Origin of the sequence: Shewanella oneidensis MR-1 (genome assembly GCF_000146165.2) — a bacterium.
Taxonomy (GTDB): domain Bacteria; phylum Pseudomonadota; class Gammaproteobacteria; order Enterobacterales; family Shewanellaceae; genus Shewanella; species Shewanella oneidensis.
Window position 1 is genome coordinate 637,465 of record NC_004347.2, and the last position, 13,213, is coordinate 650,677.

Consider the following 13,213-nt stretch of genomic DNA (forward strand, 5'->3'; position numbering starts at 1 on the left):
ATTTGAGCTCTGTTCTTTACTATCAAAAGCCAGTCAGTTGACTGGCTTTTTGTTTTTTTAATGCTTAATCCCAAGCAAGTGCTGTGGTAGCATTTGCGCCGCATTTCATCCTGAATTGCACCGACTTACCCTTTGGGCTCATGGATTTTGTATGTTGCTGATGATCGACAATTACGACTCTTTTACCTTTAACCTAGTGCAGTATTTTCAGCAGTTAGGGCAAGAAATTGTGGTTAAGCGCAATGATGAAATCAGCCTTGAGGGGATCGAAGCGTTAGCGCCGAGCCATTTAGTCATCTCTCCAGGCCCTTGCTCGCCCAATGAAGCGGGTATTTCCCTTGCGGCCATTGAACATTTCGCCACGCGTTTACCGATTTTAGGTGTGTGTTTGGGGCATCAAGCCATGGCACAGGTTTTTGGTGCCAAAGTGGTGCGAGCGCAGCGTGTAATGCATGGTAAAGTCAGTGCGATAGCCCATACTGGTGAGCGCCTGTTTAAAGGGTTAAATCAGCCATTAACGGTAACTCGCTACCATTCATTGCTTGTCGATACTGTGCCTAAGGATTTTGTACTGGACGCTTGGTTTGACGACCCGACCCATGGGCGCGAAATCATGGCCATGAGTCATAAAGAGTTGCCGCTCTTTGGTGTGCAATTTCACCCTGAGTCGATTTTGACTGAGCAAGGGCATGAATTATTAGCGAACTTTTTATCCCAATCGACTTAGATTGAATCCAAAAGAGCAATTCAGCTCTAATCTTTGTTACAAGATTTATCCTCCTTTTAAGCAAATATGTCGCCTAAGTGTGATATAACAGCCGCAAAACAACGCCCGACTGCGAGTCTACAAGGGAGACCTTTTACTCGTGCGGTTGCGATAACAATAAAAGGAAGGATTAATGAACAGCGTAATGCGACATTTGGGTTTAAGTGCGTTAGCCATTGCGGTATTAACGAGTTGCGCGGCAACCTCAACTGAAACGGCGACTCCCGCTGCGACTCCAACGGCTTATCAAGTCCCTTTGGCTCAACCTCCCCAAGTTTCACAACAACTTACGTTGAACCAAATCATGGCCAACCCCGATTGGATGGGGATTTTCGCCAAGGAAGCTTACTGGAGCGATGACAGCCAAAGTGTGTTTTTCGCTCGCCAACCTAGTGCATCAGCACTACGGAATTACTATCAGCAGGGCATTAACAACAGCCGCGCTGTTGAACTGGCTATCGATAAATTACACGCCGTCGATCAACAGTTTGGCGTATTAGATAGCACTAAGTCCAACAAGGCTTATCTCTACCAAGGAAATGTTTTTGTAAAACATTTAAGCTCGGGCAAAATTACCCAGCTTACTCGTCAGCGCAGCGCCATCAGTGGTTTGCGTTACCTCAATAATGGCGATATTGCCTATTGGCAAGGTGATAATGTTTTTCAAATCCACCAAGATAGTGGATTGGTTGAACAACTGCTTGAAATTAAAATGGCCAAAGCGCCCGAAGGCGTTAAAGAGCCCAGCAGTTATTTAGCTAAGCAGCAGCATCGACTGATCCAATATGTGGCTATGCAGCATGAACAGGCTAAAGCCAAAGAACAGTTTAAGAATGAGTTGCAAAAGAGCGATCCCACCCTCGCTGCTAGCACTTGGTATCTAGGCGATACCGAAGTCGTGTCGGAGCTTAGCGTATCGCCAGATGGTCGCTATGTGTTTGTTGCTTTAACCGATAAGAATTACACCGGCAGCAGTGAGCACGACATCATGCCGAACTACCTCGGTAGCGAAGGCTATATCGATCCCGTACCAGTTCGTGCCCGTGTAGCTGAAGATACACTACTAGGCCAACGTTTTGTGGTGCTCGATTTAAATACGCATAAACAGATTGATGTCACGATTGAAGGGCTCACGGGGTTCGATGAAGACGTATTAGCTAAGGTCAAAGCACAAAATGCTAAGGCGAAAGGCGAAAGCTATCAGAGCACTAAAGCTCCCCGTAAAATCCAGCTGATGCAGGATTGGGGCTGGACTCAAAGTGCGATTCAATGGCATGAGTCTGAAAATAAACTGGCGGTAATGGTTGAAGCTATTGATAACAAAGACCGCTGGATTGCCACTGTCGATCTATCAAAGGGTAAGTTTATCACCGAACATCGTCTGCATGATGATGCTTGGGTGAACTATGACTATAACCAGTTTGGCTGGATACCAGGCACAGACACGCTTTATTATCTCTCTGAAGAAACCGGTTATTCTCAGCTTTATCTTAAAGCTAGTGGCGAAAAGCCCCGCGCTTTGACGCAAGGTAAGTTTGTGGTGAGTGATATCACCCTGTCGCCTGATGCTAATTATATTTACTACAAAGCGAACCAGAGCCATCCGGGTATTTATAATGTTCACCGCGTGAATCTCACCTCTGGCAAGAACGAACAACTCACCCAATGGGACGGTAATTTAGATTACAGCTTGAGCCCTGATGGCGCTAAGTTGCTGCTGAATGCTTCTCGTCGCACGCAACCAAATGAACTTTATATTCAGCCGATAGGTGGCGAGCTAAAACAGCTAACCTCTTACACGAGTGAGGCTTTTAAGCAATATCCATGGCAGGCGCCAGAAGTGATCGCTGTACCTTCAAACCATGGTGCCGGTCAGATTTATGCGCGTGTTTATTTGCCGCAGGGCTATGACAAATCCCGCGCCGAAAAATATCCCGCGGTTATCTTTAACCATGGTGCGGGTTACTTGCAAAATGCCGATTATGGCTTTAGTGGCTACTTCCGTGAGTTTATGTTCCACAACCTATTGACTCAACAAGGTTATGTGGTGATGGACATGGATTATCGTGGTTCTAAAGGTTATGGCCGCGATTGGCGTACGGCAATTTATCGCAATATGGGGCATCCTGAAGTCGAAGATTTAAAAGACGGCGTGACTTGGATGGGCCAACATACCAATGTGGATATTAAGCGGGTTGGTACTTATGGTGGATCTTACGGCGGCTTCTTAACCTTTATGTCTTTGTTTACAGAGCCTGATTTATTCCAAGCGGGTGCTGCACTGCGTCCGGTTGCGGATTGGGCACACTACAATGCGCCTTACACTTCTAATATTTTGAATACACCGGATGTTGATCCTATCGCCTATGAGCGCAGCTCGCCAATTGAACATGCTCAAGGTCTGACTAAGCCATTGCTTATTATGAGTGGTGTGATGGATGATAACGTGTTCTTCCAAGATAGCGTGCGTCTGGTACAGCGTTTAATTGAACTGGAAAAGCCGATGTTCAAAACGGCTATTTACCCAGTTGAGCCCCACGGTTTCCGCCAACCATCGAGTTGGTTGGACGAATATCGCCGTATTTACAAGCTGTTTGAACAAGAGCTTAAGTAAGTTAACTCTCAATATTAAGGCCTCGCATGAGGCCTTTTTGTTATCCTAAATTTGCTATGATTTCGCTAAATCTGCATGCGGAGTTTGCTTGTTGCTAAGATTTAACGTATATGCTGAAATTACAATGATTTTAATGATATCTGCGTTTAAGCGCCACTTGGCAAGGGCGATATAGGAAAGATAGAGAGTGGCGATTTCGGTAGCGGGTGGCGTCAGACCCGGTAAAATTTTAGAGATAGAACAGCGGCTCTATCAGCAACTTATCCTCGGTAAGCAAAAGGCCAGTCCTACACTATTGGATGATTTAGACCGAGAGCTTGAAGCCGATGCCAATAAACTCGACGTGGAGCGCGAGGCGGTATTGTCGCGTCTGCTCAAACAAATCAAAGCCCGAGAAGTATTTGAGGCGATTTCAAAGCAGCTCATTGATACAGTGAATAATGCTATTGAGCATCAATTAGCTTCGCCTGAATTAGTGCTGGCAAAATCGGATATTAACGAATCACAAATCCTGTTACTTGAATTGCTACTGGCGAAAAATCTCGATGCCACAAGACTAAGGCCTTTAATCAGTAATTTGAGCTGGTTATGCCGTGATTTAACTAATATGGTCAACAGTCCGGCATTTCGTGCTCGCCGCCCCCAAAGTTCTGATGTGCGTGTTACTGATATCAAATTAGTGATGAATTACATTGGAATAGAAAATCTACGCACTATCATTCCATATTTTTGCCTGCGTAACTGGTTACCTAGTGGTAATGCTAAGTTACTCTGGACCACGCGCAAGCTTTGGCGTTATAGCATAGTGAGCGGCATCGCCGCCAATGCATTGGCGCAGCTTCATAATACTGACTCAGCCCTCGTCTACAGTGGTGCATTGTTGAATCAGTTAGGCACTTCAGTCGTGCTGAGTCTCAGTGCGCGTTTATTTGATAAAACCTGGGGAAACTGGATCCGCGAGGCGAGTTCGAGTCGGGATAAAGAAGTGTACGACGCTGTGATTGCCACCGAGTTTCCGGCCAAAGCCGTATTTGAACAAGTGCTCAGTCATGGGCACGTGCTTAATTGGCAATTACTCGAGCTACTTAAATTTGAAAATAGCCCGTTAACCTTACTGTTAAAAGAGCTCGATCAAACCTTAACGTATCGGGAATTATCCCCTCCAGCGGCATTGGTGGCGCGGGCTAATTGTTATGCGAAGGTACTGTTGCTCGAAGAGATGCGTCAAATCGAGCCGCAGGAAAAGCGTTTAATGTTTGATTATTACGAGCTAACAGAGCAAGAAGTGTTGCGCCTTAAAGCGCAAAACTATCGAAAGCTAGATTTGCTGTAATCCATGAGCCGCTCACATCGGCGTTGTGATACGGCACTGATGTGGAGGGTGAGAAATGCCAAGCTGGCAAGCTTCTGTATTAAATACCATTTTGTCCTATGTCGCGCGGCCATCCTTAAGCCGTGGTAAGGCAAAGTTACCTTTGGCCCAAATGCGACAACGTTTATTAGCGCTCGATAAACGCTGGTTGCCGTGGCCAAACACACTCGTTAGCACCACGATTCCATTACAACATGCCAGCCTATTGCACTATGTTTTGTTAAACGATTCCCCGCGTTTGGGAAATTTGTTTTATATCCGCGGTGGTGGCTTTTGCTTTAAAACACCTAATGCCCATGCAAGGCTGATTGCTGATATTAGCGCGCGTTGTCAGCTTGATACTTTTATTCCCGATTACCGTTTAGCGCCAGAACACCCATTCCCCGCGCCCTGTGATGATGTACTTGAAGCTTATTTGCACTTAATTGAGCTTAAGGGCGACGATAATCTTATCCTGATGGGCGATTCGGCGGGGGGGAACTTAGCCTTAAGCTTGTTGCTTGAATTGAAAAGATTAAATCTGTCTCCCCCTAAGGCTTGTGTGCTGTTGTCTCCTGCGCTCGATTTAGCCATTACTGGTGATACTGAGCTCATTTTAGCGGCCGATGATCCCTTTTTTACCCTTGAATCCTTATTGCGATTGCGCGGTGCTTATCTTGCAGGGGCAAATCCTATGTCTGAAAGAGTTTCTCCTTTGCAAGGGAACTTGGCTGGCTTGCCACCGCTCTTAGTGATTGCCGGTACGCGCGAGTTGCTTTTGCAGGACTCAGAACGACTGGTTATGCAGGTTAATGCCTGTGGTGGCGAGGTTGAATCACGTTTTTATCGCAATATGCCCCACGTTTTTCCGTTGTTTGACCTATTGCCAGAAGCGATAGAAGCAAGGCAACAAATCGCGCATTTTGTGCTTTCAAAGCTGATTCGTTAAAATTGTGTAGTTATTCATATTCAGTGAATAGCTAGCAAAAATAGGGGTAAATAACTTTTTTTCTGACTAAATATGCTAAATGCCTCTGGCTTAAGCGCTTGTATAGTTCTTAAACTGCAATCTTTATGCACTTTGACCTTATGCATGGCGATTGTTGTTTGTGAAAAACTGGTATTTTGATCACAATTTCGCTAATAATGGCTATTAACAGACACAAGCACTCCCTGTATCACTAACTCAAGATAAAGATACACAGGGGACAAAGACGGCATCCGTGGCCGTAAAACTAAAACAAAGGATGAAGAAGAATGAGCGTTGATATGAAGTTGAATCGTGCCCAATTTGATGCGGTGATGGTGCCTAACTATGCGCCAGCAGCAGTGATTCCAGTACGTGGCGAAGGTAGCCGAGTATGGGATCAAGAGGGTAATGAGTTTATCGATTTTGCTGGCGGTATTGCGGTAAATTGCTTAGGTCACTGTCATCCTGCCTTAGTGAATGCCTTAAAAACTCAAGGCGAAAAATTATGGCACCTCTCTAACGTGATGACCAACGAGCCAGCACTCGAACTGGCCACTAAGCTAGTGAATAGCACGTTTGCTGAGCGTGTCTATTTTGCCAACTCTGGCGCTGAAGCCAACGAAGCTGCCCTCAAATTAGCCCGTCGGTATGCCTTAGAAAAGCATGGCGTTGAGAAAGACGAAATCATCGCTTTCGATAAAGCCTTCCACGGTCGTACATTTTTTACCGTGAGTGTTGGCGGTCAAGCTGCCTATTCAGATGGTTTTGGTCCAAAACCACAAAGCATTACTCACTTACCGTTTAACGATGTCGCGGCACTAGAAGCCGCCGTATCAGATAAAACCTGTGCAATTATGCTGGAGCCGCTACAAGGCGAGGGCGGTATTATCGATGCAGATCCTGCGTTCCTCAAAGCCGTGCGTGAACTGGCTAACAAGCACAATGCGCTGGTGATTTTCGATGAGGTGCAAACTGGTGTTGGCCGTACCGGTGAGCTCTATGCCTACATGGGAACCGACATTGTGCCGGATATTCTGACGACAGCTAAAGCGCTTGGCGGTGGTTTCCCCATTGCTGCTATGCTCACTACTACAGAAATTGCTGAGCATTTGAAAGTGGGTACTCACGGTTCAACCTATGGTGGTAACCCGCTGGCCTGCGCAATAGGTAATGCGGTATTAGACGTAGTCAACACCCCAGAAGTCTTGAATGGTGTTAAGCATCGCGAGCAATTATTACGTGATGGTTTGAACAAGATTAATGAAAAATATCATGTTTTCTCTGAAGTTCGCGGTAAAGGCTTGCTGTTAGGGGCTGTGCTCAATGAGCAATACCAAGGTCGTTCGCGTGACTTTTTAGTGGCTTCTGTGGCTGAAGGTTTAATGAGCCTAATGGCGGGGGCGAATGTGGTACGTTTTGCGCCTTCACTGGTGATCCCTGAGGCAGATATCGCAGAGGGCCTAGCACGTTTTGAACGTGCTGTGGCGAGTATCGCCGCAGCCTAAGCGACCAAAGGAGTGCTGAATTTCATTCGCACTCCTTTTTTGTCAGGGAATTCTTGCAGGCATGATACCTGTCTTTTGAAGATGGGTGCCTTGCTGTGCTGCAAGCTTAAGTGAGGAGACACTAAGATGTTAATCATACGTCCCATTCGGGCAGGCGATTTTGAATCTCTATACCAAATTGCCGAAGAATCAGGCCATGGCTTTACCTCATTGCCAGTCAATGCCGATTTACTTCGACATAAAATTGCCCGTGCCGAAGCCTCTTTTGTCAAAGTTGTCGATAAGCCCTTCGATGAAGGCTATTTGATGGTGCTTGAAGATACCGAAACCCGCGAAGTTGTTGGCACCTGCGCCATTGAGGCGGCTGTCGGTATGGAGGATGCCTTCTACCATTATCGCCTTGGCACCGAAGTGTACTATTCCGAACAAATTGAAGTGCGTAATGAGGTTGAAACCTTAACCCTTTGTCACGATTACACAGGTGCCGCTGAGCTTTGTACCCTGTTTTTACGGGAACCCTATCGTAAGGGGAATAATGGCCGCATGTTGTCCCGCAGCCGTTTTCTGTTTTTAGCTCAACATGCAAAGCGTTTTGGCGAGACTGTGATTGCTGAAATGCGTGGTGTGAGCGATGCCGATGGTCATTCTCCCTTCTATGGTTGGCTGCAAAAAAACTTCTTAGGTATTGATTTTGTTCAGGCGGACTACCTTTCTGGCTTAGGCAAAAAAGCTTTTATGGCGGAGATGATGCCCCGTAACCCTGTGTATGTTTGCCTACTGCCAGAAGAAGCACAGAAAGTGATCGGCGAAGTGCATACCAATACGCGTCCCGCCTTAAGCCTGCTGCAAGCCGAAGGCTTCAGGTGCCGTGGTTATGTGGATATTTTCGATGGTGGACCAACGGTGGAATGCCGCTTAACCGATATCCGCGCCGTGCGTGAAAGCCGTCTGCTGACGGTCGATATTGGTGATATGCCTGAATCTGATAAGCAATTTATTGTCTCTAACACCCAATTGGCCAATTACAGGGCGACTTCAGCTTATCTTTGCATCGAGGAAAAAGCCGACCAGGTCGTGATTAGCGCAGAACTCGCCGAGGAGTTATTACTCGTAAAAGGCGATCAAATCCGTATTTTGGCAATGTAGGAATAGCAAATGACACATTTTATTAAAGGCCAGTGGCATACCGGTAAGGGTCATGATGTGGCCTCGAGTAACCCTGCCAATGGCGAAATTATCTGGCGTGGCCAAACAGCTACCGCTGAACAAGTTAACGCCGCAGTCGATGCCGCCCGTGAGGCACAATTTGATTGGTTTATATTGGGTTTTGATGCGCGTTTAAAGATAGTTGAAGCCTATCGTAGTCAACTCGAAGCCAATAAAGCTGAATTAGCCGAAACGATTGCGCAAGAAACCGGTAAACCCCAATGGGAAACCGCAACTGAAGTGGCTGCCATGATCGGTAAGATTGGTCTGTCGGCCAGTGCTTACAATAAGCGCACCGGCACTGAAACCAATGACACTCCGGCTGGGCGCGCCGTGCTGCGCCATAAACCCCATGGCGTGGTTGCCGTGTTTGGGCCTTATAATTTTCCAGGGCATTTACCCAATGGCCATATCGTCCCTGCATTGCTTGCGGGTAATTCCGTGGTGTTTAAACCCTCTGAATTAACGCCAAAAGTTGCCGAGTTAATGGTTACGCTTTGGGAAAAGTCGGGTCTGCCCGCAGGTGTACTTAACTTAGTCCAAGGTGAAGTCGACACGGGCAAGGCGCTAGCGTCTCACCCACAACTTGACGGCTTGTTCTTTACTGGCAGCTCTCGCACGGGTCACTTATTGCATCAACAATATGCGGGTCATCCGGGGAAAATCCTCGCCTTAGAAATGGGTGGTAATAACCCGCTGATTATCAAAGGCGTTGCCGATATTAAAGCCGCGGTGCACGATATTTTGCAATCGGCTTATATTTCGTCAGGCCAACGTTGTACCTGTGCCCGCAGGCTTTATGTTGAGCAAGGCGAGCAGGGTGATGCCTTAGTGGCCAAGTTGGTTGAAGCGGTTAAGCAGATTAAAGTCGGACCTTGGAACGCGCAGCCACAACCATTTATGGGCTCAATGATTTCCGAAGCGGCAGCGAAAGGTATGGTGGCGGCGCAGGCTAACTTACTGAGTTTAGGCGGGGTGCCTTTGGTTGAACTTATGCATTTACAAGCGGGAACAGGCTTAGTGTCGCCCGGGCTTATCGATGTGACTGCGGTGAGTGAGTTGCCCGATGAAGAATACTTCGGTCCACTGCTACAACTGGTGCGCTACAGTGATTTCGATCAGGCGATTAAGCTAGCGAATCAAACTCGCTATGGCCTATCGGCAGGTATTTTGGCAGATAGCCGTGAGGATTATGAGTATTTTCTCGCCCGCATTCGTGCTGGCATTGTTAACTGGAACAAGCAGATCACAGGTGCCTCGGGGGCCGCGCCTTTTGGTGGCGTAGGCGCTTCGGGTAACCACAGAGCGAGTGCGTTTTATGCCGCCGATTATTGTGCATATCCTGTTGCCTCCGTTGAGGCTGATGCGGTGAGCTTGCCGGCAACTCTAAGCCCTGGATTAACTTTATCGTGAGACAAATGAGGAAGAACCGAGGTTCTTCCTTTTTCATTACAAACAGTAACGTTACTTGGGCTGCTGCCGAGGGTTGTCGTGCAGCAAGTGGTTAAGATCGTTACATTGAGTGCGAGCGGTAAAATAACACGCCCTAAATCACCGCAGCACAATAAAAGGAGTTTTTTATGCACACCGATATCAATGCGTTATTTGCCGCTTTGTGGCAAGACTATATTCAAATGACCCCTTCTGCGGCCAAGGTGCACGAGCTGCTTGGGCACGGTAAACCGATTATCAACGACCATATCGCCCTGCGTACTTTTAACATCGCTAAGGTTAATTTAGCTGTGTTAGCAGAGCATTTTACCTCTTTAGGTTATGTAGCCTGTGGTGATTATAAGTTTGAGCAGAAAAAACTGATTGCTAAGCATTTTGAACATCCAGATGCGACTCAGCCTAAGGTGTTTATTTCTGAGCTATTGGTGGAAGAGTTTAGTTCAGCACTGCAAAGCACTATTCAAGGCTTAATTGCTCAAGTGGATGAACAAGCGACCAAAGCGGATAACTTTATCTATTCAGGTCGCCATTGGACGCTGGATTCTAAGACTTATGAAGCGCTGCTTGAAGAGAGTGAATATGCGGCTTGGGTCGCAGCTTTTGGTTACCGCGCCAATCATTTTACGGTTTCTATCAACCACCTCGAGGGTTTTGATACCTTAGAATCTGTGAACGATGCACTCAAGCAAGCGGGCTTTGTGCTCAATACCTCAGGTGGTGAAATCAAAGGTTCGCCAGAGGTGTTATTGGAGCAATCTTCGACCATGGCCGATAAAATCGCCGTAGAATTTAGCGATGCGACGGTTGAAATCCCAAGCTGCTTCTATGAGTTCGCCCTGCGTTATCCAAAGGCGAATGGTGAACTGTACACTGGCTTTGTGGCCGCATCGGCCGATAAGATTTTTGAGAGCACCAACGCGAAAAAAGCCTAATAAATTAAGGTTGTTGCTGAATTAACCTCAAATAAAAGCGCCATCGATTGATGGCGTTTTTGTTTTGTAAACCGTTAACTCAATACCAGCTCAATACAGAGTCCAGATAATCGGCGGCTGTGGGTAAATTTAAGCTCAATGCCATATTGCTCGGCGATTTCCTTGACTATCGATAAACCTAAACCATGGCCCATGACCGATTCATCGAGTCGAGTTCCCCTTTGGGTGAGTTTATCCAGTTCATCATCGGCAACGCCTGGGCCATCATCATCAATGCTGAGATACAGTTTGTTTTGTGCTTTCCAAAGTTTGACTGTGACTTGGCTATCCGCCCATTTAAAGGCGTTATCTAACAGATTACCTAAAAGCTCCATACCATCTTCCCGATGGATGGGTAGACGCTGGATACTCGGGTCAAGCTCAAAGTTGCAGCTGATGTTTTTGCTTCTATGCACTTTGTTTAGGGTATTGGCGAGGCTATGGAGATCCCTTGGGACCACTAACTGCGCTGCGGGCAACATATCGCCAGTGATCCGCGCTGCGGCGAGCTTACGTTCGACCATTTTATGGATCGCATCGAGCTGTTGTTGCAGCGCCATAGCGGTCTCGGGATCTTTAAGGCCTAAGGCTTCGACCTGTTGCTGCATTACGGCCAGTGGGGTTTTTAGGCCGTGGCTTAAATTACCTAAGTTATTTCGGCTGCGTTCAATTTGCTTGGCGGTGTATTCCAGTAATTCGTTATAGGTCTTGGCCAGCGGCTGAACTTCCGGTGGAATATTGTTTAACTCCAAGGCCTTAATCTCACCTTCTTGTAGGCGTGATAGCGCATGTTGGATTTGTTTCACGGGCTTAAACGATTGGCGCAGGATTAAGAAGATCCCCGCGATCATCGCCACTAACATTGCAAGGTTAACCCCAAGCTTAGTGCCGTAGACTTCACTAAATACCCGTCGACCGATACTCAAGTCCTGCGCCACGGTGAGTGTCGCGGTTACATTCGCGCTGCTGGAATTTAATCCTAGGGATAATAACTGCATGTCATTGTTTTTGGGTCCCTTTGCCTGCCAAACTCGGGTTTGACTTGGTGCTAAAGGCTCGATATCGAGCTGCATATCCCAAAGTGAACGGGAGCGGATCACTTCATTGGGGAGGTTGAGCTGGAAATAACGCCCCGAATAGGCGGGGCGGTAAAAGCTTGATAGTTGGCTTTGATCGATATGGATCTCCCCATTATTGAAATGGGTCGCCAGCATAATGTGCTCTAAATCTTCTTCTAAGCGATTGATAATCGAGTCATGAAACGCTTGGCGCAGCATGGACTCAAATAATATGAGTCCAATCACTGTGCCTAACACCAATAAGCCCGTTAACCATAAACTGAGCTTAGTGCGAATAGAGATCATGCAGCCACGCCGTGGAAGATATAACCTTGACCGCGGCGGGTTTCTATTGCGGTTTTGCCAAGTTTTTTACGCAGATGAGTCACGTAAACCTCAACCACATTACTCTCTTTCTCGTCGTCAAACTGATAGAGCTTATCGGTTAATTGTGCCTTAGATAACAGCTTCTTAGGCGACATGAGGAAGATTTTTAACAGTCTAAACTCCATCGCAGTCAATTCATATAGCTGCTCGCCAACGCTGACGGTTTGCTCGGCTTCATCTAAGGTGACGCCGCCATAGCTAAGTTGCTTGTTGGGATTATTTAAACGGCCATGGGCACGATGAATAAGTGCCTGAATTCGCGCTAGCAATTCCTGCGCGTGGAAGGGTTTACCTAAATAATCATCGGCGCCAGCATTAAAGCCTTCGACCTTTTCATGCCATTGGCTGCGAGCGGTTAGCATGATCACTGGGGTGCTAATCCCTTGATTTCGCCAGCCTTCGAGTAATTCCAATCCATTACCGTCGGGAAGCCCAATATCTAAAATCACACAGTCGTATTGGGTTTCTTTTACTAGGTAATCGGCTTCAAGCGCTTTGTCTGTAATATCAGTAACATAGCCAGCCTGTTTGAGTTGCTTCTCCAATTCGGAGACCAGCATGGGGTTATCTTCAACGAGTAGCAGTTTCATGTTTTCGACATTCGCTCGGTAGTGCGGTGGAGTGTTCAAGTTGACCATTGGTGGCATCAATACTCAGATTCACAATTTGGCCGCGTTGAACTTTGATTTGCAAATCATAACGCCATTTATGATCTTCTTGATAGAGATGTGCGTCAATTAGTTCACCTTGGCAAAATTGATTGACCACGGCAAGGGTGCCATTGAGTGATAGAATTTGCCCAGAGTTGACTAACGCCTTGGCTTGATAATGTTCTAATTCAATCGGTTCGGCGTTAATTATTGTTGGATGCACCAGCGTAAACAGACTGAAAAAACCGATAAATAACAGCCGTTTCATTTATGCTCCCCCAAT

The 13,213-nt window shown here is 46.8% G+C and carries 11 protein-coding genes; 8 read left to right on the forward strand and 3 right to left on the reverse strand.

All coding sequences use genetic code 11. The annotated features are described in order from the left end of the window. Nucleotides 1-151: 151 nt before the first annotated feature. From SO_RS02915 to SO_RS02950, 8 genes are all read left to right on the forward strand, one after another. Nucleotides 152-727 carry an anthranilate synthase component II gene (locus SO_RS02915; RefSeq protein ID WP_011070943.1) on the forward strand — a complete coding sequence of 192 codons (576 nt, stop codon included), beginning with the start codon at nt 152-154 and terminating at the stop codon, nt 725-727. A 172-nt stretch (nt 728-899) separates the two neighbouring features. Then, a complete protein-coding gene (locus SO_RS02920) occupies nt 900-3,380 on the forward strand; it encodes a S9 family peptidase (protein ID WP_011070944.1) in 2,481 nt (826 codons plus the stop codon). Nucleotides 3,381-3,567: 187 nt separating this feature from the next. Further along, complete coding sequence (locus SO_RS02925) at nt 3,568-4,713, forward strand: HDOD domain-containing protein (RefSeq protein WP_011070945.1); 1,146 nt, start codon at nt 3,568-3,570, stop codon at nt 4,711-4,713. Between the two features lie 55 nt (nt 4,714-4,768). Further along, on the forward strand, nt 4,769-5,680 hold the full coding sequence (locus SO_RS02930; RefSeq protein WP_011070946.1) for an alpha/beta hydrolase: 912 nt from the start codon (nt 4,769-4,771) through the stop codon (nt 5,678-5,680). Nucleotides 5,681-5,988: 308 nt separating this feature from the next. Beyond that, complete coding sequence (locus SO_RS02935; RefSeq protein WP_011070947.1) at nt 5,989-7,206, forward strand: aspartate aminotransferase family protein; 1,218 nt, start codon at nt 5,989-5,991, stop codon at nt 7,204-7,206. Between the two features lie 126 nt (nt 7,207-7,332). After that, a complete protein-coding gene (gene astA, locus SO_RS02940; RefSeq protein WP_011070948.1) occupies nt 7,333-8,352 on the forward strand; it encodes an arginine N-succinyltransferase in 1,020 nt (339 codons plus the stop codon). Between the two features lie 9 nt (nt 8,353-8,361). Next, the gene (astD, locus tag SO_RS02945; RefSeq protein ID WP_011070949.1) at nt 8,362-9,825 is read left to right on the forward strand and encodes a succinylglutamate-semialdehyde dehydrogenase; all 1,464 of its coding nucleotides are present in this window, start codon (nt 8,362-8,364) and stop codon (nt 9,823-9,825) included. Nucleotides 9,826-9,992: 167 nt separating this feature from the next. Beyond that, nucleotides 9,993-10,796: a DUF1338 domain-containing protein gene (locus SO_RS02950; RefSeq protein ID WP_011070950.1), complete on the forward strand. Its 804-nt coding sequence runs from the start codon at nt 9,993-9,995 to the stop codon at nt 10,794-10,796. Between the two features lie 74 nt (nt 10,797-10,870). Here the strand turns inward: SO_RS02950 and SO_RS02955 are convergent, their stop codons facing one another. The 3 genes from SO_RS02955 to SO_RS02965 are packed head-to-tail and all read right to left on the reverse strand — an operon-like array spanning nt 10,871 to nt 13,198. After that, nucleotides 10,871-12,199 carry an ATP-binding protein gene (locus tag SO_RS02955; protein ID WP_011070951.1) on the reverse strand — a complete coding sequence of 443 codons (1,329 nt, stop codon included), beginning with the start codon at nt 12,197-12,199 and terminating at the stop codon, nt 10,871-10,873. Beyond that, complete coding sequence (locus tag SO_RS02960; RefSeq protein WP_011070952.1) at nt 12,196-12,870, reverse strand: response regulator transcription factor; 675 nt, start codon at nt 12,868-12,870, stop codon at nt 12,196-12,198. The genes SO_RS02955 and SO_RS02960 overlap by 4 nt, the downstream gene beginning before the upstream one ends. Continuing rightward, entirely contained in the window at nt 12,851-13,198 is a 348-nt protein-coding gene (locus SO_RS02965) for a PepSY domain-containing protein (protein ID WP_011070953.1), read from the reverse strand. Before SO_RS02965 ends, SO_RS02960 begins: the two co-directional genes overlap by 20 nt. Nucleotides 13,199-13,213: the final 15 nt, after the last annotated feature.

What these genes read in the sequence shown, in the direction of transcription:
- SO_RS02965 (WP_011070953.1), bottom strand. Translation starts at nt 13,198, where the DNA reads ATGAAACGGCTGTTATTTATCGGTTTTTTCAGTCTGTTTACGCTGGTG.
- SO_RS02960 (WP_011070952.1), bottom strand. Translation starts at nt 12,870, where the DNA reads ATGAAACTGCTACTCGTTGAAGATAACCCCATGCTGGTCTCCGAATTG.
- SO_RS02915 (WP_011070943.1), top strand. Translation starts at nt 152, where the DNA reads ATGTTGCTGATGATCGACAATTACGACTCTTTTACCTTTAACCTAGTG.
- SO_RS02935 (WP_011070947.1), top strand. Translation starts at nt 5,989, where the DNA reads ATGAGCGTTGATATGAAGTTGAATCGTGCCCAATTTGATGCGGTGATG.
- SO_RS02955 (WP_011070951.1), bottom strand. Translation starts at nt 12,199, where the DNA reads ATGATCTCTATTCGCACTAAGCTCAGTTTATGGTTAACGGGCTTATTG.
- SO_RS02930 (WP_011070946.1), top strand. Translation starts at nt 4,769, where the DNA reads ATGCCAAGCTGGCAAGCTTCTGTATTAAATACCATTTTGTCCTATGTC.
- astD (WP_011070949.1), top strand. Translation starts at nt 8,362, where the DNA reads ATGACACATTTTATTAAAGGCCAGTGGCATACCGGTAAGGGTCATGAT.
- SO_RS02950 (WP_011070950.1), top strand. Translation starts at nt 9,993, where the DNA reads ATGCACACCGATATCAATGCGTTATTTGCCGCTTTGTGGCAAGACTAT.
- astA (WP_011070948.1), top strand. Translation starts at nt 7,333, where the DNA reads ATGTTAATCATACGTCCCATTCGGGCAGGCGATTTTGAATCTCTATAC.
- SO_RS02920 (WP_011070944.1), top strand. Translation starts at nt 900, where the DNA reads ATGAACAGCGTAATGCGACATTTGGGTTTAAGTGCGTTAGCCATTGCG.